This window comes from Arthrobacter sp. NamB2 (assembly GCF_005281365.1).
Taxonomy (GTDB): Bacteria; Actinomycetota; Actinomycetes; order Actinomycetales; family Micrococcaceae; genus Arthrobacter_D.
In genome coordinates this window covers 506,552-527,300 of the sequence record NZ_SZWI01000002.1, presented here as the reverse complement: position 1 = coordinate 527,300, position 20,749 = coordinate 506,552, and the positions used below count along the sequence as shown (strand labels likewise).

The following is a 20,749-nucleotide window of genomic DNA, read 5'->3' as shown; positions in this document are numbered from 1 at the left end:
GGTCTGTGCCGCGCGGGACCGCACCGCCCGCGGTACGGTCCTCAGCGGTACCGTCATCGCTGCGGCTACGCCTCGAGGGCTTTGGCCCAGAGGTTGATGTCGGAGTCGACCGCGAACTCGTCGATCGCCTGCAGTTCCTCGGAGGTGAAGTCGAGGTTCTGCACCGCAGCCAGGCTGTCCTCGAGCTGATGCACGCTCGAGGCCCCGATCAGCGCCGACGTGACCGGGCTGCCCTTGACCTGGTCCCGAAGCACCCAGGCGATGGCCATCTGCGCGAGAGTCTGACCGCGACCCTCCGCGATGCCGTTCAGACCACGGATACGGCGCAGGTTCTCCTCGCTCAACTGACCCGCATCGAGGGACTTGTTGGACGCCGCCCGCGAGTCCTCCGGAACACCGTCGAGGTAACGGCTCGTCAGAAGGCCCTGCGCCAACGGCGAGAAAGCGATCGAGCCGGCCCCCGACTGCTCCAATGCCTCATACAGGTTCGGTGTCCCGTTCTCGGTCCACCGATTCAGCATCGAGTAGGAGGGCTGATGGATCAGCAACGGCGTCCCCAGATCCGCCAGGATCGCGGCCGCCTCGAGCGTACGCTCCGGCGAGTACGACGAGATACCCGCATACAGGGCCCGCCCGGACCGCACCGCGGTGTCCAGCGCACCCATCGTCTCCTCCAACGGAGTGTCAGGATCAGGGCGGTGGCTGTAGAAGATGTCGACATAATCCAGGCCCATCCGCTCCAGGGACTGGTCCAGGCTCGCCAACAGATACTTCCGCGACCCCCACTCGCCGTAGGGACCCGCCCACATGCCGTACCCGGCCTTCGTGGAGATCACGAGCTCATCGCGGAACGGCCTGAAATCATCCTTCAGGTGCCGGCCGAAATTGGTCTCGGCACTACCCGCCGCTGGCCCGTAGTTGTTGGCGAGGTCGAAATGGGTGACACCGAGGTCGAACGCCCGGCGAAGAATGTCACGCTGCGTCCCGAACGGCTTGTCGTCGCCGAAGTTGTGCCACAGGCCCAGCGAGACGGCCGGAAGCAACAACCCGCTCCTCCCCACCCGGCGGTACGGCATCGTCTCATAGCGGTCATCAGCGGGGTGGTACGTCATGGTGGATTCCGTTCGTGGTGTCACAGTGACCGGACCGGTCGGTGGTCCGGGCGGAGGCAGAGGCATGTGCCGCCGAAGTGGACGGAGGGTGCCGCGGGGACTACCCGCGGCACCCTCCGGGATCAGGAGAGGGTGGAGGCGTACGGGTCCCAGTCCTCGGGCAGTGGCTCGGCGGCCGTCGCGGTACTCGAGAGCGAGACGAACTGACCCGTCTCGATGCTCTCGGAGATGGAGACCATGGCATCGAGCACATGGTAGGCCATCTCGCCCTGCGCGCGGTGCGGGCGGCCCTCACGCAGGGCGCGCGCCATCTCGAGCACCCCACTGCCGCGCGTGGAGGTGGCTCCGACTGCCGGGATCACCTCGGGCTCGTCGGCTCCGCGGCGCGTGAGCATCAGGTCACCCGTGAAGTTGTTCGGGTCGGGGAACGCGAGCGTTCCCTCTGAACCGGTGACCTCGACGAAGCCGGCGCGCTTGAGCGGCGAATCGAAGCTGAAGATGCTCTGTGAGGACTCCCCGTTCGAGAACTGCGCGATCGCGCTGACGTGGGACGGTACGGTCACGTCGAAGACCTCGCCGGCCTTCGGGCCCGACCCGATGGTCCGGGTCTCGCGTGACTTCGAGCCGAATCCCGCCACCTTGGTGATCGCGCCGAACGTCTGCACGAGCGTCGTCAGATAGTAGGGACCGATGTCGAAGAGCGGTCCGGCGCCTTCCTGGAAGAGGAAAGCGGGGTTCGGGTGCCAGGACTCCGGACCCGGTGACTGCATCAGGGTCAGGGCCGTCAGGGGTACGCCGATGTCGCCGCGTGCCACGAGGCGCAGTGCTGTCTGCAGGCCTGCGCCGAGGAAGGTATCAGGGGCGCAGCCGAGGCGGAGCCCTGCGGCATCAGCCGCCTTCAGGAGGCCCTCGCCGCTCTCGCGGTCCAGGGAGAACGGCTTCTCGCTCCAGACGTGCTTGCCGGCATTGACCGCGGCCGTCGCCACCTCGACGTGCGCGGCGGGGATCGTCAGGTTCACGACGATCTCGACGTCGGGGTGGTTCAGGGCATCCTGCACGCCACCGGACGACGCAACGCCGAATTCCGCGGCCCGCGCTGCGGCGACCTCCTCGAACATGTCCGCGACGATATGCACCTTCACGTCCGGGAAGCTCGTGAGGTTCGTCAGGTATTCCTTGCTGATGACCCCTGCGCCGATGATGGCGACTCCGACGGGGCCCGTGCGCACTGCTCCGGTGCTCATTTCTTCCCCTCGTTCAGGTAGGCCAGGCTGTCGGCGACGGCGGTGAAGATGTCGCCGTCGAAATCGTCGAGTTCCACGACGGCGGCCTCAAGGCCGGGAACGGCGTCGAGCACGTCCCACACGCGCATCTTGCCCGATCCGACCGCCACCTGCTCCTTGTCGTTCTTCGTCAGCGGACCATCCTTGATGTGGACGAAGCGCACCCGGTCACCGAGGCGGCGGAGCAGCTCGGCCGGGTCCTCGCCGCCTACGGCTGCCCAGTAGGTATCCACCTCGAGCACCACCTCGGGGTCGAGGTAATGGGCCAGGACCTCGAGCCCCGAGGTGCCGTCGATGCGCTCCTCCAGCTCGAACTCGTGGTTGTGGTAGCCGACCCTGATGCCGTACTCGGCGCCCTTCTTCGCTGCCGCATTGAGAGCGTCCGCGGTGGCCTTGATGTCCTCGGCCGAGGTCCAGTGGGAGCGCTCCACGTGGGGGTCGATGACCGTGCCGATGCCGAGCTTGCGGGCTGCCTCGAAGATCTCGTCCTGATCGGCGCGGAGGAGCGGCGCGTGCCCGGACGGCGCGGTGAGGTCGTTGGCGCTGAGGGCCTCTGCCAGCTCATCCGCCGTCGCAACGAAGTTGTACGGTTCCACGGCGGTGTAACCCAGCCCGGCGACGCGTTTGATGGTGCCCGGCAGGTCCTCCCCTATCGCTGTCCGTAGTGTGTAGAGCTGGAGTGAATACGTCACGGAAGATTCTCCTCGCTGAGAAAGTGGTACTACTGAACCGGTTCAGGTAGTACGACGAACCTAAGGGATATACCGGGGTCGGTCAAGCGAATCGTGGGGCTATTGTGTAAGCCATGGCCAAGGAAACCATTGCCGGTCTGGCGAAGCGGCTGGGCATTTCGAAGGCATCCGTGTCCTACGCCCTCAATGGCCAGCCGGGTGTCAGCGAGCTGACCCGGCGCCGGGTACTGGACCTCGCAGAGGAGCTCGAGTGGTACCCCAGCTCGTCCGCGCGGGCCCTCTCGCGCTCGCGCGCCGGCGCCGTGGGAATGGTACTGTCCGCCGATCCGCTGCTGATCGGCACGGAGCCCTACTACATGGGCCTCCTGGCCGGCATAGAGACAGCCCTCGCAGAGGGGGACATGGCCCTGTTGCTGAGGATGGTTGCCAAGGATCCGGCGCAGGAACGGGCTACCTACGAGCGGTGGGCCGGCGAGCGGAAGGTGGACGGCGTCCTCGTGTTCGACCACCTGCACGACGATCCCCGCCCGGCCCTGCTGGAGCGGCTCGGCCTTCCCTTCGTGCTGCACGGCGCTCCGGATACCGGCTCGCCGCCCACTTTCTCGGGTACGACCGCCGACCACGGCGCGGATTCCGCGACGATCGTCCACCATCTCGACGCCGGCGGGCACCGGAGGATCGCGCACGTCTCTGGACCACAGACGTTCCTGCACGAGGAGGAGCGGATCAGGGGCGTGCGGGAGTGCGCAGCGCGTCACGGAATCCGCGTGGAGCACTACGAAGCCGACTACGCACTGGAATCGGGGAGGAAGGCGATGACGCACCTGATCACTGCCGGCTCGGCCGGCCCCCCGACGGCGGTGGTCTTCGGCAACGACCTCATGTCCATGGGCGGGCTGCTGGCCCTTCGGGACCTCGGCCTGCGCTGTCCCGACGACGTGGCGATCATCAGCTGGGACGACTCCCTGCACTGCCAGCTCGCCTCGCCGTCCGTCACCGCCCTGTCCCGCAACCCGGGGATGCAGGGACGGGTTGCCGCCGAACTGCTGCTGTCACTGCTCGACACCGGTGAGGTCCGGACGCGTTCCATGCCGGGCAGTGAACTCGTCGTGAGGTCGAGCACCTCGCCCACCTAGGGCCGTCGCCCACGCTCCTGCCAGGACTCACCGACATCGAGGAGCCGCGGTTCCCCGGGGCCGCGCGACCCCCACCGTACCTGCCGGACGGCCCCGCGGGGCGGTCCGGCAGCTACGGTCGATGATTCAGGGGAGGTCGGAAGCGCCCGGAATCGCTTGGTCCAGGGTCAGCAGTGCCGGCTCGTCCGGGGCGCCGGTCAACTCCAGTACTTCCTCCGGCTCGAGGTCCACGACCTGGGCGATGACTTTCGGATCGGTTCCGTGCTCGAGCGCCACGACGACGGCTTCCTTCAGGTTCAACTCCGCGTGATCGAGCTCGAATGCTGCAGTTTCCTTGTCTGCTGCGGCAACGGCGAGCCTGTGGAGATCTGCTTCTGACATTGCTACGGAACCCTCTTCCTCTGGTGCGACCATGTGTCTGCAGACTGGTCGTCGAAACCGCCCCCACGGGTCCTTGCGTCGCTGGCTGCACCTCAATGATTACCCGAAGACCGTCCGCAGCAACAGCACTTTCTTCTGCGGCCCTCCGTGTCCGCGCTAGCCCGTCAGCGCCAGCGCGGCTCCGCGGGACCGGGCGTCGCCGGCGAGGGAAAGGGCGCCCCGCACCCCGGACTCGTCCCCCAACTCCGGCCGGACCACGTACCCGCTGCCCCGGTCGAGGAGCGGGTGACCGGCCAGCGCGCCGCCCACCAGCTTCGCGAGCTGCTCCCGGACGGCGTCGAGCAGGCCGGGCGTCTTCAGCACGCCCCCGCCCACGACGATCCGCTGCGGTGCCGCCGCGTAGGTGACCGTGGCGAGCAACTGGGCGATGTAATAGGAGGAGAGCGCGACGGCGTCCTCCCGCAACGACCCGAGATCCATCCCCGGCCTGCCCCAGCGCGCCTCGATCGAAGGCCCGGATGCGAGCCCTTCCAGGCAGTCGCCGTGGAAGGGGCAGACCCCGGCGAAGGAATCCCGTGGGTGCCTCCTGATGACGAGGTGCCCCAGTTCGGGATGGCTGCGCAGCGTGAAGGGCGCGCCGTTCACGACGATACCCACGCCGATGCCGGTACCGACCGTCACGTAGGCGACGTCGTCGACACCCCGTCCGGCACCGAAGCGATGCTCGCCGAGCGCTGCGCCGGTCACATCGGTCACGAGACGCACCGGCGTTCCCGGAGCCAGCGCGAGGTGCGTGATGAGGTCCGTGTCGCGCCATCCCGGCTTGGGAGTGGAGGTGATCCAGCCGAAGCGGGGTGACGCGGCGTCGACGTCCACCGGTCCGAACGACGCGATCCCGACGGCGTCGAACCGTCCCTCCACCGCGTGCGGCGCGAGGAAGCCGCGGATGGCTCCCAGCGTCCGCTCCGGTGTCGTCGTGTCGATGCGGGCGTGGTCCACCAGTGTCCCCGGATCCCGGGGATCGGCGACCGCACAGATCACCTTGGTGCCACCGGTCTCGATGCCGGCGATCATCGTGCGATGTCCCCTGCAGACTCGTCGGAGTAGGCCGGCACCAGGGCCGCGCCGTCACCGATGCAGCGGATGACGGGGAACAGTTCGGCCGCCGAGAGGTCCGCCTGCACATCGAGGGGAGCGCCGTCCCGCCTGCTGACGGTGAAGACCGCGGATTCCCCCGGCAGGAGGGTCAGCATCATGTCGTCGACGGTCAGGTCCGGCGCCGATACGCCGAGCCGATCCGCGAGACGGTCCGCGAAGAGGCACAGGTCGCGCAGCAGCGACTGCGCCTCGACGGTGACACGGAGTGCACCCTCCTCGATGACAGCACGGGCCGAGAACCGCGTCTCCACGGGCGCGAGTGCCGCATCGGGCCTGAAGAACCAGGTGGAGCGGAAGCCGCCGGCGTCGGCGACGAGGAACTCGCGCTCGCTCGGAGCGACCAGCGCGGCGGGCAGGAGCGAACGGGCCGTGCCGTCCGCCGCGGCTGTCAGGCTGACCTGTTCCCGGGCGATCTCCGCACCGTCGAGCCCGAGCCGGCGCACGACGACGTCGGCCGTCCAGTCCCTCAGGCCGTCGTTGACGACGACCACCTCGAGCCCGTCCGGGCCCGTCGGGTCATCGGTTCCGCCGGCAGTGACCGGCACGATTGCCAGCAGCCGTTCGGCGAAGGAACGCCGGAGCGCATACCAGACGGGCTTCTCGATCCCGTCGCCGTCGACGGCGGACCAGCTCAGCACGGGCCAGCAGTCGTTCAGCTGCCAGATGACCACGCCCGCGCACCGTTCGCGGGTACGCAACCACTCGGCGCCCGCGACCTGAGAGCGGGCCTGCACCATCTGCGTGAGGTAATGCCAGTCCTCAGCCGCCTCCGGCTCGCCGAAGTACGGCGCCAGTCCCCTCGCCAGCTTCTCCATGCCCTCGGCGGCCCGCATGTGGTGTGCCACCTGAGGGTTGCCCGGGACGAGCTCGCCATCTGTCACGACACGCTGCAGTGTCGACCAGGCCGGCGGCGCGCACCAACCCATCTCGGAGACGAAGGGCGGATCGACGTCCCGGTAGTGCACGAAGTCGACGTTGTTCCACACCTCCCAGATGTGCACTGGCCCGGAGTCGCGGTCGTTCGGGTGCTTGTCGAGTGAGCCTGACCAGGGACTGTTGGGCACGTAGGGACGGGACGGATCGAGCCTGCCGAGGACACCCGGGAGCACCTCGGTGTAGAAGGCGGCTCCGTAGGGGCGCCCGTCGAGAATCTCGGACCACCCCCAGTCGTACATGCCCCAGACGCACTCGTTGCCGCCGCACCAGATCACGAGGCTCGGGTGGGAGGACAGCCGCGCAACGGCCTGCTCGGCTTCCGTGGTCACTGCGTCGATCATGGCGGCCGACTCGTCGTACGCAGCGCAGGCGAAGAGGAAGTCGTGCCAGACCATGAGCCCGCGCTCGTCGCAGCCTGCCATGAACTCCTCGGTGGAGAAGTAGCCTCCGCCCCACACGCGCAGCAGGTTGGCTCCGCCGTCGACCGCCTGGTCCAGACGCTGTCCCAGCCGTTCCTCCGTGACCTCCGCGATGAAGGGATCGTCGGGGATCCAGTTGTAGCCACGCACCCGGACACGGCGGCCGTTGACGACCAGCGCCCATGTGGTCCCGACGGCGTCGGGCTTCTCCTCGACGACCACGGTGCGCAGACCGATGCGCCGCTCGGCGGACGACACCGTCCCGTGCTCGTCCCGTACCTCGACGGAGAGGCCGTACAGCGGTTGCCCACCGAGTCCGACGGGCCACCACAGCTGCGGATCGGCGACGTCCAGCCCGAGGACGACGTCGCTCCCGTCCGCCGGGACACTCGCTCGCGCGGACTCGGTGCCGTCCGGGGCGGTGAGGACAGCGTCGACCGACAGGCCCGACGTCGGCCCCTGGTGTTCGACACCCACACTTACGCTGACGCGTGCCGCGCCCGCCTCCAGCACCACGTCGGGTCGGATCGAATCGATCCGGGCGCGTGACCATGCCTCGAGCCGGATCGGCTGCCAGATACCGGCGGTGACATAGTGTGGCCCCCAGTCCCAGCCGAAGTTGCACGCGCTCTTGCGCACGTAGGGGTAGGGCTCGTCATAGGGGCGGGGCAGCTCGCCGAGCTTGGCCTCGCACTCGTGGGCCGCGTCCCAGGCGGACCCGAACGTGATGTCGAGAAGGTTCTCACCGGACACGAGGAGGTGGGCGACGTTCCAGCGGTACCCGATGTGCTGGTCCGCGGTCACCGCGATCTCGTGCCCGTTCAGGCGGACGGTGGCGAAGGTGTCGAGGCCGTCGGCGACGAGCTCGATGCGGTCTCCCGACAGATCGCCGTTCCACTCGAAGCGCCGCGAGTAGGTCCACTGCGAGTGCCCGATCCACATCTGGTCCGCTTCCCGCAAGCCGACGTCCGGGTCCTCGAGCAGGCCGGCGGCCAGCAGGTCGGTGTGGACCTGCCCCGGCACGGTGGCCGGGATCGGCGCACCGGCCGTCGCGTAGGTCGGGGCGTCGTCCGGCCCTGCGGTCCAGGTCAGGTTCCAGGCGCCGCCCAGGTCCAGGATCTGTGGGGCGGTGGTCGTGAGGTTCATGCACTTACTCCAGTGGTCGGTGTGCAGGGGCTCGTGCGCCTGCGGTTCGGGGGCCTGTGGTCAGGCGCTGATGCGTTTTTCCGGGTTGGGGGCCGCTTCCGCGAGGAGCTGCGTGTACTCGTGCTGCGGGTTCAGGATCACGTCGTCGGCCGGCCCGCGCTCCACGATCTCGCCCTTGAACATCACCAGGATGTCGTCGGAGAAGTGACGGGCGGTCGCGAGGTCGTGGGTGATGTAGAACACCCCGAGATTCTCCTCCCGCTGCAGGTCGGCCAGCAGGTTCAGGACGCCCAGGCGGATCGAGACATCCAGCATGGACACCGGCTCGTCCGCGACCAGGATCTTCGGCTCGGGCGCGAGCGCACGGGCGATCGCGATGCGCTGGCGCTGGCCGCCCGAGAGCTCGTGCGGTTTGCGTTCCGCCATGTCCGGGTCCAGCCGCACGCGTTCGAGCAACTTGGTGACGCCGGCCATGACCTCGTCGCGGCCTTTCGCCTTGCCGTGCAGGACGAGCGGGCGCCCGATGTGATGGGCGATCGTATGGTACGGATTCAACGACGCGAAGGGGTCCTGGAACACCATCTGCACGTCGCTGCGGTATTGCCGGAGGCCGGCACCGCGCCTGCTGACGGGCTCGCCGTCGAGCGTGATGCTTCCCGAGGTCGGGCGCTCGAGCTGCATGAGCAGCTTGGCGAGCGTGGATTTGCCGCTGCCGCTCTGGCCGACGAGCGCAACGGTCCGGCCGCTGTCGATCGAGAAGCTGACGCCGTTGACGGCTTTCAGGGTGCTCGAGTGCCGGCCGTTGCGCAGCCTGTACTCCTTGACGAGATCATTCACCTCGAGGGCGCTCATGCGTGGTCTCCGTTCTGGATCCGCGACCCGCCGCGGATGAAGTCGCCGCGCTCACCGGTGAGGCTGGGGAAGGAGGCGAGAAGCTTCTTCGTGTAATCATGCTGCGGGTTGGTGTACAGGTCGACCGCGTCGCCCAGCTCCACGATCTCGCCCTCGCGCATGACGGCGATGCGGTCGCTGATCTCCAGCAGCAGCGGGAGGTCGTGGGTGATGAAGATGACCGCGAACCCCAGTTCCGCACGAAGGCGGGTGATCTCGCGGAGGATCTCGCGCTGCACGACGACGTCGAGCGCCGTGGTGGGCTCGTCCATGATCATGACCTGTGGGTCGAGGGCCATCGCCATCGCGATCATGACGCGCTGCCGCATGCCGCCGGAGAGCTCATGGGGGTAGGAACGCAGCCGGTCCCGGTCCACGCCCACGCGCTCGAGGAGGTCCCCGCACACAGCGCGTCGGTCCTTCTTCGACATGTCCGGGCGGTGCGTGGAGAAGATGTCCTCCATCTGCCGCTGAATGGTGATCACGGGGTTCAGCGAGTTCATCGCGCCCTGGAAGACCATCGCGATCTTGTCCCAGCGGAACGCCCGGAGCTCTTCCCCGCTGAGCTCGTTGAGGTCGATCACGTAGCCCTCGCGGGAGTGGAAGTGGGCGCTGCCGCCCGTGATGACCGCCGGAGGCTTCAGGAGCCGGTTGATGCCGTAGGCGAGGGTCGACTTCCCGCAGCCGCTCTCCCCCGCCAGTCCGAGGATCTCCCCCCGGCCGAGGGACAGTGTCACGTTCTTCACTGCCCTCACGACGCGGTCGCCCTTGTACTCGATGCTGAAGTCGTCGATCGTCAGGACGGGGTGCTCGCGGACCTCGGCCGCGCGCTCGCTGCGGTGCTCCCGTCCCGGCCGGGCCGCCGGCGCCCCGCGATCGCCGAGGTCGGTGATACTCACGCCGACGGCACCTGATTCCTGGTTGATGCTGCTCACAGGACGTCCTCCTTGGTGGCTGCACGCAGTTCGGCCTTCGAGAGCTTCCAGGAGCGGCGGGTGGCGCGCGTCTGCGAGCGCAGCTTCGGGTTGATGATCTCGTCGATGGAGAAGTTGATGAGTGCCAGCGCCGCGCCGAACAGTGCGATGAGCAGTCCCGGTGGGACGAACCACCACCAGGCGCCGAGCCGCAGGGCGAGCCCGTTCTGGGCGAAGTAGAGCATGGTGCCCCAGGTGAAGGAATCCGCGGCGCCGAGGCCGAGGAAGGACAGGCCCGCCTCACCGAGGATCGCGAAGATCACGGCGAACACCACCTGCGATGCCAGGAGCGGGATGAGGTTCGGCAGGATCTCGACGCCGAGGATGCGCCAGGGCTTCTCGCCCGACACCCGGGCCGCAGCGACGTAGTCGCGGTTGCGCACGCTGAGTGTGAAGCCGCGCAGCACGCGCGCCGAGCCCGCCCAGCCGGTGATCGCCAGCACCACCGACACCAGGAGGATGCTCTTCTCGGGCACGTAGCTGGAAATGATGATGACCAGTGGAAGGCCCGGTATCACCAGCATCACGTTGGTGAACAGGGAGAAGGACTCGTCGAGCCAACCGCCGAAGTAGGCGCCGATGATGCCGAAGAACGCGGACAGGAACAGGGTCAGCACTCCGACGATCAGGCCGACGGTCAGCGACCCCCTCGTCGCGTAGGCCAGTTGCGCGAAGACGTCCTGTCCGGTCTGCGTGGTACCGAGGATGAATCCGTCAGCGGGGCCGGCGAGGCCGACGTTGTTGACCTGGGACGGATTCCCGACGAAGAACGGTGCGATGATCCCGAAGAGGGTGATGCCGCCCGCGATCAGGAGTCCCGTGGCGAGCTTCGGGGTCATGGGCGGCAGGGAACGCTTGGTCCGGGAGGAGCGCGCACTCGCGGCGGCGATCCCCGGGTCCTGGGTGGTGGTGGTCATGGCGGATCCTAGTTTCGGGCCCGGGTGCGGGGATCGATGATCGAGTAGAGGAGGTCGACGAGCAGGTTCGCGCCGAGGACGGAGAGCGTGATCACCAGGAAGAGTCCCTGCATGAGTGAGTAGTCGTTGCTGCCCACCGCGTTGAGCAGGGCCGAGCCGATGCCGGGGTAGGAGAACACCGCTTCGGTGACGATCGAGCCCGCCACCACGAAGCCGAGCGAGATGGCGAAACCGGCGACCGAGGGAAGGACCGCATTGCGGGCGGCGTACGTGGTCATGATCCTCATGGGCCGCAGTCCCTTTGCCTCCGCCGTCAGGATGTAGTCGTCCGAGAGCGTGGAGACCATCATGTTGCGCATACCGAGCATCCAGCCGCCGACGGAGGAGATCACGATGGTCAGGGCTGGGAGGGTGCCGTAGTAGATCACGCTGCCGATGAAGGCCCAGTTCCAGCCAGGGCTCACCTCGTAGACGTTGTAGCCACCGTTCAGCGGGAACAGATCCCACATCCCGCCGAGGACGAACAGCAGGATCAGCGCGAGCCAGAAGTAGGGGACCGACTGCAGCATGGTGGTCACCGGGATCAGGTTGTCCAGCCACGAACCGCGCTTCCAACCGGCCAGCATGCCGAGCCCGACGCCGAGGACGAAGGAGATGACGGTGGCGATCCCGATGAGGCCGACGGTCCACGGCAGGGTCTGCCCGATGATGTCGGTGACGGAGGCGGGGAAGAAGGCCACGGATGTCCCGAGGTCGAGGGTGAACAGCTTGCCCAGGTACTGCCAGTACTGCACCACCAGCGGCGCCTGGGTATTGGTCCCGAGGAGGAGCTCGACGGCCTCGCGCGCCTCGGGTGTCACCGGCCCGCGCTGCGCGAGCTTCGCGAGCATGATGTCCACGGGGTTCCCCGGGAGGAGCCGCGGAAGGAAGAAATTGACCGTCAGCGCGGCCCAGAAGGCCACGAGGTAGAACCCGAGCTTCTGAAGGATGTATTTCATGGATATCGACTTTCCACAGCTGGTCGAGGCGCGGCCACGGGCGGGGCGAAGCATCGCGAGGACGCTTCGCCCCGCTCATGGCTCGGGGTGGAGGGCTGGCTACTCGGCAGGCGTGATGTTCTTCAGCACGATGCCGTTGTCCCAGGCCTTCCAGGTGGCCGCGAGGGCATAGGGATCCTCGTTCGTGGGCCAGCCGGTGGCGCGCTCGGTGCTGAACTCACTCAGGAGTGAGTTCACATAGATCGGGATGTACGGCATGTCCCGGACGATCTCCTCCTGGATGATGCCGTACTGCTCCTTCTGGACCGCCTCGTCATTCGTCGACCGTGCGGCCGCGAGTGCCGCGTCGACCTTCGGGTTGCTGTAGCGCGAGGTGTTGTTGTTCAGCGCGGACTCACCCACCGGCGTCGTGTTCGCCGAGTTGTACCACTTCTCGTAGGAGTAGTACGGGTTGTTGGAGGGCTGCAGGCCGATCGACTCGAGCGTGAGCTGGTACTGACCGATGTTGAGGTTGTTGATCCACTCGTTGTAGGTGATCGACGTCGGGTTGAGCTCGATGCCGACCTCGCGCAACTGCTGCGACATGGCGTCGTTGAGTGAGATGAAGTCGCTGTAGCCCGTCACGGTCTGGATGCCGAGCGAAAGCCTCTCGCCGTCCTTCTCGCGGATGCCGTCGCTGCCCTCGACCCACCCGGCGTCCTCGAGGATCTGCTTGGCTTCCTCGACGTTGGCGTTGGCGGGAGTCTCGAGGTTCTCGGGGTCCGCGATCCAGTCGGCGTCGCGCTCGGGAATGACCAGCGTGGGTGACGCCGTCTCGGCGAAGCCGCCGCCCGCGAGGGCGTTGAGCTGCTCGCGGTCGATGCCCTGGTAGATGGCCTGGCGCACCGCCGGGTCGGTCTGCGGTCCCTCGCATCCCAGCTCCTCGTTGGAGCAGGTGAAGATCGACGCCGTGAGAGCGGGGGTGTTCACGTAGGAGAGGTTCTCGTTGTCCGCGAGGATCTGTTCGAGGCCGGGCAGGAAGGAGCTCATCCAGTCCACCTCGCCGGCCAGCAGCGCGCCGGTGGCGGCATCGGCGCTCTCGAGCGAGATGTAGCGCACCTCGTTGATGGCGGGCTTGCCCTCCTCCCAGTAGAGGTCGTTCTTCTCGAGGAGGTAGCTCTGCGGCGTGAAGTCCTTGACCTTGAAGGGGCCGGTTCCGACGGGGTCGGAGTTGACCTCCGTGATGGGGTCGGTAACGTCCTTCCAGATGTGTTCGGGCACGATGCCGCGGTTGCCGAGCACGCTCGGCTCCTGCATGAAGGAGTTCTCCTTGAAGGTCAGGACCGCGGTGGTGTCGTCCGTGGCCTCCGCCGTTGCCGAGAGCCCGGTGGTGTTGAGTTCCGGGGTCTTGTTGACGAGGTTGAAGGTGAAGGCGACGTCATTCGCGGTGAAGGGCTCGCCGTCGGACCACTGAACGCCCTCACGCGTCTTGATGGTCAGCTGGGTGCCGTCCTCGTTCCATTCGAACGATTCGGCGAGCAGGGGCGTGGGTGGCTCGTCGGACGCCGCGTTGTACCAGAACAGTGGCTCGAAGATCACGCCCAGAGTGGGCTGCAGTGCGGTCGATGAGAACGGGTTGAAGTTCTCCGAGATGGTTCCTGTGGCGCCATTGAAGACGGTGACGGACGAGCCCCCGGAACCGCCGCCCTGAGTCGATGCTCCCCCGCCGCCTGCGCAGCCACTGAGGGCGAGGGTTGCGACGCTGAGCATCGCGGCAGCAGCCAGGCCCAGTCGCCTGGAGGCCGAGAGTGTTGAGGACATCTTTGTACCTTTCATCTGTGGGCGGCCACGGTGCCGCCGGCCGGTTCGACCAGCCGTCGACGAACCGTTGACTACTTTCTTAGGCCTCTTTATTATCTAAGTCAAGTAAGTCCGTGACTTACGTCTTACCTGAGACCCGCCGGAATGCCCTTCGAAGGAGAACTGCATTGCTCCGTCAAGAATCCCTGTCCTCGTACCGCAGACGATCGATGACGGCGCTCGTGGCCGTTGGCGCGCTCGCAGCTGCGCTCGTATCGGCCGGCCCCGCTTCGGCAGCCCCACCGGCACCCGGCGCCCAGCGCGGAGGTCCTCCGGTCGCCGTCGACCTCGTGGACGGCAGCGCCACTGCAGAGACGCGCTCCCTCTTCGCATACCTGCAGTCGGTGCGCGGCACCGGCATCCTGTTCGGGCACCAGCACACCACCGACTACGCCGTCACCGATCCCGCGCCGGCCGGGGTGGCGTCCGATGTGAGGAACGGAGTCGGCGACTTCCCGGCGATCTTCGGCTGGGACTCCCTGATCCTCACGGGCGACGAGCGCCCGGGCATCCAGGGTGCGTCCCTGGAGGAGAACGCAGAACTGCTCGTCGACGGGATACAGAAGGCCGACGCGCTGGGTGGAATCAACACCATCAGCGCCCACTTCCCGAACTTCGCGACGGGCGGGCGCTACAACGACACCGGTGGCAACGCCGTCCGCCAGATCCTGCCCGGCGGGCGGGACAACGCCGCGTTCCTCGACTACCTGGATGCCTTCTCGGACGTTGCCTCGAAGTCCGTCGACGAGTCCGGCCGGCAGATCCCGATCATCTTCCGGCCCTGGCACGAGAACAATGGCGGCTGGTTCTGGTGGGGCGCAGGCCACACCACGAGTGCCGAATACCAGGAGATCTTCCGCTATACGGTCGAGTATCTTCGCGACACGAAGGGCGTCCACAACTTCCTGTACGCCTACTCACCCAACGGGACGTTCGGTGGGACCGATGAGACCTATCTGAAGACCTACCCCGGCGACGACTTCGTCGACATCCTGGGTTACGACCTGTACGACGGGACGAACGGCAGCCAGCAGTGGCTCGATTCTCTCGTCGCGGACACCGCCATGATCTCCCGACTGGCGGACGAGAAGGGGAAGATCTCCGCTCTGACGGAATTCGGCATGAGCGGGGCGCTGAAGCCCAACGGCCAGAACCCCGACCTGGAGTGGTACACCAGCATCCTCGACGCGCTGCGTAGCAATCCCGACTCGGCGCGGATCGCGTACGCGCAGACATGGGCGAACTTCGGCCTCGAACAGCACTACGTGCCGTACCCCGCCTTCGGGACGACGCCGGAGCACGAACTCATGCAGGACTTCCGTGCATTCCACGCCGACCCCGCGAGTTTCTTCGCGGGCGACCTGACGAATGTCTTCGACCGGCGCACCACGCCGGTCAAGCAGCAGCCGAGCGTCCACATCGTCACGCCGACCGATCGCCAGCGCGTCACCGGCACGACGGCGACCATCCGCGTCAGCGCGACCGGTGTCAGGAGAGCCAGCGCCACCTACACGGTCGACGGCGGGCCTGCACAGCCCCTTGCACTCGACGAGCAGGGCTACTACACCGGCACCTACACCATCCCGGACGGCAACCTGGAGGCGCGCACGGCGACCGTGCGCGCCACCGTCACAGAGGGCAACGGGCGGGGTTCGAAGGCCACTTTCACGGACGCGGCGCTCCTCCTCCTCGGACCCGCCCCCGTTGCCGCGCCCGGCGTGGTCGACACCTTCGAGGGTTACTCGGGAGACGATGTGACCCTCGATGAGACGTACACGAGCGCCGGAGTCAATTCGATCGCCCATTCAACCGAGAACAAGGCATCCGGCAGCTACGGTCTGTCCTACAGCTACGACTTCACGTCGCAGAGCTACACGGGCATCGGCCGGACGGTGGATCAGGACTGGTCGGGTTTCACGATCCTCGACGCCTGGATGCTTCCGGACGATTCCGGTACCGGCGCGACTTTGCAGGTCGTGGCCGACGGGATCTACTTCGAGTACAACGTGCCGCTGTCCGGCACCGCGCCGCTGCAGGTATCAGCGCCGTTCTCGGAGTTTGCGCCGGCGTCGTGGGACACGGCACACGCCGGAGCCGTCCTCGATGCTGCGAAACTCGCGAAGGTCACGCAGTTCAGCCTCTACCTGGGCCAGGGTGGTGCCGGCATCACCAGGGGCACCGTCTACGTCGACGACATCATCGCGAGGTAGTACCGCACATTCCTGCCGGCGGACGCCGCCCGCCCGACGATGACGCTTCGAGGCGTCGTCGTCGGTGGAGTGCTGCTGTTGGTGTTGTCAGTACGCCCCGACCCTGCTCGTCCGTCCCAGCCCGTCCCAGCCCCGATGGCGCGAGGCCTACGATGGGCAGATGCGCAGCGCCGATACCCGCCCCCTGCCCGCCGAACGTGATGCCGAGGCCCGTGGCCTCGGCATCACGCTTGTACCCAGGGGCGACGACGGTGCATTCGACTCTGCCGCGGCCGAGCAGGGCCTGACGCCGGACGACGGCGTGAAGACGATGGTGGTCAAGGTCAGCGGAAATGAGACTGTCTTCGTGCTCATCCCTGGGACCCGGCGGCTGGACTGGGTGAAGCTGCGGTCCCTGCTGGCCGTCAACAAAGCGGCCCTCGTGACGCCGGAAGCGGCACTGGAGGCAACAGGCTATGCGTCCGGAACCATCACCCCACTGGGCAGCGCGAGCGTCCTTCCGGTGTACGCCGACGAGCGGATTCGGGGGCGTCGGATCGGCATGGGTTCCGGATCCTCGGACTTCCTCCTGTTCACCGATGCCGACCCGCTCCTGGACTCGCTCCAGGCCGTCGTCGGGGACATCACCTCCTGATCGCCAGTCGGTGATTCCAGGGTGCGGGAGTAGCAGACGGAATGGGCCTCACCTGCGTGGCGCCGAAACTCGGTACGCAACCTGCTTCTGCCCATTGTGCGGTAGGCGCGAAAGTTTCTCCTTCAACTTTATAAAGCGCTGAGCTATCATTGACCGTGATTGAAAAGACCCGCCGCCGCGAGTCCTCCCGGGGCAAGGTCATCGATCTGATCCGTTCCAGCGGACCAATCAGCCGTGTGGAACTCGCCGAGAAGACCGGACTGACACAGGCCACCATCTCCACGCTGGTCCGAACCCTCCTGACGGAGGACATCATCGTCGAATCGGGCCGTGGTGAATCCACGGGCGGCAAACCACGCATGTTCCTTGAGCTCAACCCGGCATCCCGGCTCGGAGTCGGAGTCCACATCGGCCAGGACTACATCACCTACATCATCGCGGACCTGCGTGGTCACGTCATCGGCAGGCGACGCGTCGACGGCCCCGGGGACACCTCGCCCCTGACGGTGGTCAGCCGGATGACCAGGGACATCGACGCACTCATCCACGAGTCCGGTGTGGACCGGAACAGCATCGTGGGAATGGGCATCGCGACGCCGGGCCCGCTGGACCGCGCTGCAGGTACGGTCCGGAACGCTCCGTCCCTCGAGACCTGGAGCGACTTCCCCATCCGGCGCGCCCTGTCCTCTACCACCGGCTTCCACTGCGAGTTCGACAATGACGCCACGGCAGCTGCCATCGGCGAGTACTGGCTCGGCGCCACCGAGGGTTACGCGAACTACGCCTCCGTCTACATGGGGTCCGGCATCGGCTCGGGCATCGTCATGGACGGCACCATCTACCAGGGTGTGAGCTCGAATGTCGGCGAGATCGGGCACGTCACGGTGGATGCGAGGGGACTCCAGTGTCCCTGCGGCAACATCGGCTGCCTCGAGCTGTACGCGAGCCCGAGGATCGTCGTCGCGCAGGCAGCCGAAGCTGCTGCCCGGGGTGACCTCGACATCCCGTTGACGGGAGTGATCTCCGAAGACTTCGCTGCCGTGGGGACGGCCGCGACGAACGGTGACGGGACCGCCCTGCGACTGATGCACGAGTCTGCCGAGTACGTGGCGAGCGCGGTAATCTCAATGGTGAACCTCCTCGATCTGCAACTCATCGTGCTCGCCGGCAGCGCCTTCTCGACCGCCGGCGGCTTCTATGTGGACATCATTGCGGAGGCCCTGTCGCACCGGGCCATGGCACGAGCCATTCATCCCGTGGAGGTCCGCCTGTCGGTCAACGGGAACGACGCGGCGGCCCTCGGAGCCGCAACCCTGGTCCTGCAGGACCGGTTGTCCCCGCGCACCCTGCGGTCGGTGTCCTTCGCCTGATCCGATCCGGGCCGGACGATGACGCCTACCGGGGAGGACGGGAACCGGGAACCGGGCGAGCCCTCCGTCCTGCGCGAGAACTGCAGGAATCCTTCGCCATCCTTGGGCTCGCAGCGACCCACAGGACAGGACGTGCGGGGACAATGGGAGACGTTCCGCCGCCAGGGTGGAACACGGCGCACGGGCACTCGCCCGGCGTCGAGGGCAAACCCGGCGCGAGCCGGGGACGCAAAGCCACGGGACCCACGCGGTCAGCCGGGCTACCGACCAGGTAGGTGCCGATCATGCTTCCAGCCACCGCTACCCCATCATTCGTTGGCCCCGTCCGAGGAACAGCCTTCCGGCTCCTCCTCCTCGCCACGGCGATCGCCACCTTGATGGTCGGGCTGACTCCTCCTCCCGCCCAGGCGGCCCCGGCCCAGCCGGCAAGGATCACGCTCAGCAGTACTGCCGGGGAGCCGGGTACGCCGGTGGCCGTGACGGGAGCAGGATTTCCCAAGCGGAGCAAGGGGACAGTGGTCGCCGGCAGCGCCAGGGTCGCCATCACGACGACGTCCACAGGCTCCTTCCAAGCGTCGATCGTGATGCCTGCCCAGCCGGGTCAGGTCTCGGTCACGGCTACGGTCGGTGCCGCCGTCGCGACAGTTTCCTTCACCGTCGTCGAACCCGCGCCCGTGAACGACTCCCCCAAGTCCCTCCGATTCGGGATCGGCACCAACGGCGGGCCCTCGGCCGGCGGCGAGCTGGACGAGGTGGCCGCCCTCGCGGGAGAGGCGCCCTCGATCGTGCTCTCCTACAAGGACTTCAACCAGCCGGCGCCGATCGCGGAGCTCGACGCAGCGCGCGCCCGCGGAGCGGAGACCCTCCTGACCTGGGAGCCCTGGACCTGGGGAGGCGGCACTTCCCAGCCCGCCTACTCCCTGGACCGGATAGCCGCCGGGGACTACGACGCCTACCTGCGCGAATGGGGCATCACGCTCGCGACGTGGGGTCAGCCCGTGTACCTGCGGTTCGCCCACGAGATGAACGGCGACTGGTACCCGTGGGCCGAAGGCGTCAACGGCAACGGGTCAGGCGACTACATCGCGGCCTACCGCCATGTACACGACGTCGTCGCATCGACCGGTGCCAGCAACATCAGCTGGGTCTGGAGCCCGAACGTGCCCTACTGGGGTTCGACCCCTTTGGAGGAGCTGTACCCGGGCCCAGGGTATGCGGACGTCGTGGCACTGGATGGATACAACTGGGGCACGTCGCAGTCCTGGAGCGGCTGGCAGGAACCCGAGGCACTGTTCGGCGAAGGCCTGGCCCAGCTCCGCACGCTCGCTCCCGGCGTCCCGATCATGATCGCGGAGACCGCCTCGGCCGAGACCGGCGGATCGAAGGCCCAGTGGATCACCGACTTGTTCGGCTATCTCTCGGCGCAGCAGGATGTCATGGGGCTCGTCTGGTTCCACATCAACAAGGAAGCCGACTGGCGCATCAACAGCACCACGGCCTCGGCTGATGCGTTCAGGGCCGGCCTCGCGAGCCGCCGCTGACGCACCGGGTCAGTGCTTGACCGAGCCATTCGTCGTACCGGCTCATCGCCGTCGGTGCTGCATGCTGCCCGGAAACGGGACCGGATCGCACACGTGAGGTCCGGGCGGGCCATTCATCCGCGAGACTCCACCAGCGGCTGGCAGCGGGGACACCACCATGTCCGACGACGGCCCGCGTCACCCGGCACTTCGGCTCGAACGCGTACGGTCGTCCCGCATCGCAGGCACGGCTTCCCGGCCCGGCCCGCGACCCAATGCTGCTGCCCCTTGCGCGTGTTCCCTGTGGTGACCTGATAGGCACCGGGCTGCGTGGCGGAGAAACGAAGGCATTTCGCCCCGAGAGCCACCAGGGCAGGAATGTCGACGTCGGCCGTCACCGTGTCGGGATGCACGCCGCGCAGGAAACACAGCTCGTTTGCCCAGAGGTTGCCGAACCCGGCGACCTTGTGTTGATCGAGCAGGGCCGCGATGATGCGCTCACCGGGATCGCGGCGGAGGCGGCGCACCGCCTCATCGGCGGACCAGTCGTCCCGCAACGGGTCCGGCCCGAGGTGCCCGACGACATCGCCCTCCGCGCGCGAGGGCAGCAGGTCGACGACGGGGATGCCGAGCCCGTACGCGGTGGGGCCGTTCTCCACCCCGAGGATCACCCGCGCGTCCGGCAGCACTGCGCGCGGCAGCGTTCTGCCCGGAGCCGTGATCGTCCAGGAACCCTGCATCCGCAGGTGCGTGTGCAGCGTGAGACCCGCATCGAGCCGGGTGAGCAGGTGTTTGCCGTGGGTTGCGTGCTCAAGCACCCTCATCCCGTCGAGGGCATCGGTTGCATGTGCGGGGACGCGCAGATCCCCACGGGCGAGCCTGCGGCCGTCGAGCGCCCCCCGCAACCTGATGGCAAGGCGGAAGACGCTGTCACCCTCCGGCATGCTGCCTCCCTGCCCGTTCCCGCTGCTCCGCGACAGATTAGCGCCCGCCACCGACAGGGTGGGCCAGGTGTCAGCTTCTGTCGACGCCCGGTCGCATACCCTTCGACGAACTGACGGACTCGGCGCCGAGCAGGGCGTCCACGGAGGAGGCGGTTGCTTTCGTTATCGGTAGGGGGCCGATACTATTTA

Annotated in this window: 17 protein-coding genes and 1 riboswitch; of the genes, 5 read left to right on the top strand and 12 right to left on the bottom strand. The window is 67.4% G+C overall.

The window, feature by feature from the left end:
- Positions 1-65 precede the first annotated feature (65 nt).
- From mgrA to FDK12_RS06180, 3 genes are all read right to left on the bottom strand, one after another.
- Positions 66-1,112 (bottom strand): L-glyceraldehyde 3-phosphate reductase, encoded by a 1,047-nt coding sequence (gene mgrA, locus FDK12_RS06190; protein ID WP_137368722.1) that lies wholly within the window; start codon positions 1,110-1,112, stop codon positions 66-68.
- Between the two features lie 122 nt (positions 1,113-1,234).
- The gene (locus FDK12_RS06185) at positions 1,235-2,356 is read right to left on the bottom strand and encodes a Gfo/Idh/MocA family protein (protein ID WP_137368721.1); all 1,122 of its coding nucleotides are present in this window, start codon (positions 2,354-2,356) and stop codon (positions 1,235-1,237) included.
- The gene (locus FDK12_RS06180) at positions 2,353-3,087 is read right to left on the bottom strand and encodes a sugar phosphate isomerase/epimerase family protein (RefSeq protein ID WP_137368720.1); all 735 of its coding nucleotides are present in this window, start codon (positions 3,085-3,087) and stop codon (positions 2,353-2,355) included. The genes FDK12_RS06185 and FDK12_RS06180 overlap by 4 nt, the downstream gene beginning before the upstream one ends.
- A gap of 113 nt (positions 3,088-3,200) precedes the next feature.
- Between FDK12_RS06180 and FDK12_RS06175 the strand changes: the two genes are divergently transcribed.
- Positions 3,201-4,223 (top strand): LacI family DNA-binding transcriptional regulator, encoded by a 1,023-nt coding sequence (locus FDK12_RS06175; protein WP_137368719.1) that lies wholly within the window; start codon positions 3,201-3,203, stop codon positions 4,221-4,223.
- A gap of 126 nt (positions 4,224-4,349) precedes the next feature.
- On the opposite strand, the gene FDK12_RS06170 is transcribed toward FDK12_RS06175, so the two are convergent.
- The 8 genes from FDK12_RS06170 to FDK12_RS06135 form a co-directional block, all read right to left on the bottom strand.
- A complete protein-coding gene (locus FDK12_RS06170; protein ID WP_137368718.1) occupies positions 4,350-4,604 on the bottom strand; it encodes a hypothetical protein in 255 nt (84 codons plus the stop codon).
- A gap of 156 nt (positions 4,605-4,760) precedes the next feature.
- Positions 4,761-5,678 carry an ROK family protein gene (locus FDK12_RS06165; RefSeq protein WP_137368717.1) on the bottom strand — a complete coding sequence of 306 codons (918 nt, stop codon included), beginning with the start codon at positions 5,676-5,678 and terminating at the stop codon, positions 4,761-4,763.
- Positions 5,675-8,263 (bottom strand): glycoside hydrolase family 2 protein, encoded by a 2,589-nt coding sequence (locus FDK12_RS06160; protein ID WP_137368716.1) that lies wholly within the window; start codon positions 8,261-8,263, stop codon positions 5,675-5,677. The genes FDK12_RS06165 and FDK12_RS06160 overlap by 4 nt, the downstream gene beginning before the upstream one ends.
- 60 nt (positions 8,264-8,323) lie before the next feature.
- Complete coding sequence (locus FDK12_RS06155) at positions 8,324-9,115, bottom strand: ABC transporter ATP-binding protein (RefSeq protein WP_137368715.1); 792 nt, start codon at positions 9,113-9,115, stop codon at positions 8,324-8,326.
- Positions 9,112-9,954 (bottom strand): ABC transporter ATP-binding protein, encoded by an 843-nt coding sequence (locus FDK12_RS06150; RefSeq protein ID WP_223263141.1) that lies wholly within the window; start codon positions 9,952-9,954, stop codon positions 9,112-9,114. The genes FDK12_RS06155 and FDK12_RS06150 overlap by 4 nt, the downstream gene beginning before the upstream one ends.
- Positions 9,955-10,085: 131 nt before the next feature.
- On the bottom strand, positions 10,086-11,045 hold the full coding sequence (locus FDK12_RS06145; RefSeq protein WP_137368714.1) for an ABC transporter permease: 960 nt from the start codon (positions 11,043-11,045) through the stop codon (positions 10,086-10,088).
- A gap of 8 nt (positions 11,046-11,053) precedes the next feature.
- Positions 11,054-12,043 (bottom strand): ABC transporter permease, encoded by a 990-nt coding sequence (locus FDK12_RS06140; protein WP_104116168.1) that lies wholly within the window; start codon positions 12,041-12,043, stop codon positions 11,054-11,056.
- Between the two features lie 99 nt (positions 12,044-12,142).
- Positions 12,143-13,843: an ABC transporter substrate-binding protein gene (locus FDK12_RS06135; RefSeq protein ID WP_137368713.1), complete on the bottom strand. Its 1,701-nt coding sequence runs from the start codon at positions 13,841-13,843 to the stop codon at positions 12,143-12,145.
- A gap of 167 nt (positions 13,844-14,010) precedes the next feature.
- On the opposite strand from FDK12_RS06135, the gene FDK12_RS06130 reads away from it, so the two are divergent.
- The 4 genes from FDK12_RS06130 to FDK12_RS06115 all read left to right on the top strand — a co-directional run bounded on the left by FDK12_RS06130 (position 14,011) and on the right by FDK12_RS06115 (position 19,637).
- The gene (locus tag FDK12_RS06130; protein ID WP_137368712.1) at positions 14,011-16,092 is read left to right on the top strand and encodes a glycosyl hydrolase; all 2,082 of its coding nucleotides are present in this window, start codon (positions 14,011-14,013) and stop codon (positions 16,090-16,092) included.
- Positions 16,093-16,252: 160 nt separating this feature from the next.
- The gene (locus tag FDK12_RS06125) at positions 16,253-16,726 is read left to right on the top strand and encodes an aminoacyl-tRNA deacylase (protein WP_137368711.1); all 474 of its coding nucleotides are present in this window, start codon (positions 16,253-16,255) and stop codon (positions 16,724-16,726) included.
- Between the two features lie 155 nt (positions 16,727-16,881).
- Positions 16,882-18,096: an ROK family transcriptional regulator gene (locus FDK12_RS06120; RefSeq protein WP_223263140.1), complete on the top strand. Its 1,215-nt coding sequence runs from the start codon at positions 16,882-16,884 to the stop codon at positions 18,094-18,096.
- Between the two features lie 193 nt (positions 18,097-18,289).
- Positions 18,290-18,364: riboswitch (cyclic di-GMP riboswitch) on the top strand.
- 16 nt (positions 18,365-18,380) lie between these two features.
- Positions 18,381-19,637, top strand: coding sequence for a glycoside hydrolase family 26 protein (locus FDK12_RS06115; protein WP_223263120.1), 1,257 nt, complete (start codon positions 18,381-18,383; stop codon positions 19,635-19,637).
- A 113-nt stretch (positions 19,638-19,750) separates the two neighbouring features.
- Here FDK12_RS06115 and FDK12_RS06110 read toward each other — a convergent pair whose 3' ends face one another.
- Positions 19,751-20,560, bottom strand: coding sequence for a DNA-formamidopyrimidine glycosylase family protein (locus FDK12_RS06110; protein WP_137368709.1), 810 nt, complete (start codon positions 20,558-20,560; stop codon positions 19,751-19,753).
- Positions 20,561-20,749: the final 189 nt, after the last annotated feature.

What these genes read in the sequence shown, in the direction of transcription:
- FDK12_RS06115 (WP_223263120.1), top strand. Translation starts at nt 18,381, where the DNA reads ATGCTTCCAGCCACCGCTACCCCATCATTCGTTGGCCCCGTCCGAGGA.
- mgrA (WP_137368722.1), bottom strand. Translation starts at nt 1,112, where the DNA reads ATGACGTACCACCCCGCTGATGACCGCTATGAGACGATGCCGTACCGC.
- FDK12_RS06165 (WP_137368717.1), bottom strand. Translation starts at nt 5,678, where the DNA reads ATGATCGCCGGCATCGAGACCGGTGGCACCAAGGTGATCTGTGCGGTC.
- FDK12_RS06145 (WP_137368714.1), bottom strand. Translation starts at nt 11,045, where the DNA reads ATGACCACCACCACCCAGGACCCGGGGATCGCCGCCGCGAGTGCGCGC.
- FDK12_RS06155 (WP_137368715.1), bottom strand. Translation starts at nt 9,115, where the DNA reads ATGAGCGCCCTCGAGGTGAATGATCTCGTCAAGGAGTACAGGCTGCGC.
- FDK12_RS06125 (WP_137368711.1), top strand. Translation starts at nt 16,253, where the DNA reads ATGCGCAGCGCCGATACCCGCCCCCTGCCCGCCGAACGTGATGCCGAG.
- FDK12_RS06135 (WP_137368713.1), bottom strand. Translation starts at nt 13,843, where the DNA reads ATGTCCTCAACACTCTCGGCCTCCAGGCGACTGGGCCTGGCTGCTGCC.
- FDK12_RS06185 (WP_137368721.1), bottom strand. Translation starts at nt 2,356, where the DNA reads ATGAGCACCGGAGCAGTGCGCACGGGCCCCGTCGGAGTCGCCATCATC.
- FDK12_RS06110 (WP_137368709.1), bottom strand. Translation starts at nt 20,560, where the DNA reads ATGCCGGAGGGTGACAGCGTCTTCCGCCTTGCCATCAGGTTGCGGGGG.
- FDK12_RS06160 (WP_137368716.1), bottom strand. Translation starts at nt 8,263, where the DNA reads ATGAACCTCACGACCACCGCCCCACAGATCCTGGACCTGGGCGGCGCC.
- FDK12_RS06140 (WP_104116168.1), bottom strand. Translation starts at nt 12,043, where the DNA reads ATGAAATACATCCTTCAGAAGCTCGGGTTCTACCTCGTGGCCTTCTGG.
- FDK12_RS06170 (WP_137368718.1), bottom strand. Translation starts at nt 4,604, where the DNA reads ATGTCAGAAGCAGATCTCCACAGGCTCGCCGTTGCCGCAGCAGACAAG.
- FDK12_RS06175 (WP_137368719.1), top strand. Translation starts at nt 3,201, where the DNA reads ATGGCCAAGGAAACCATTGCCGGTCTGGCGAAGCGGCTGGGCATTTCG.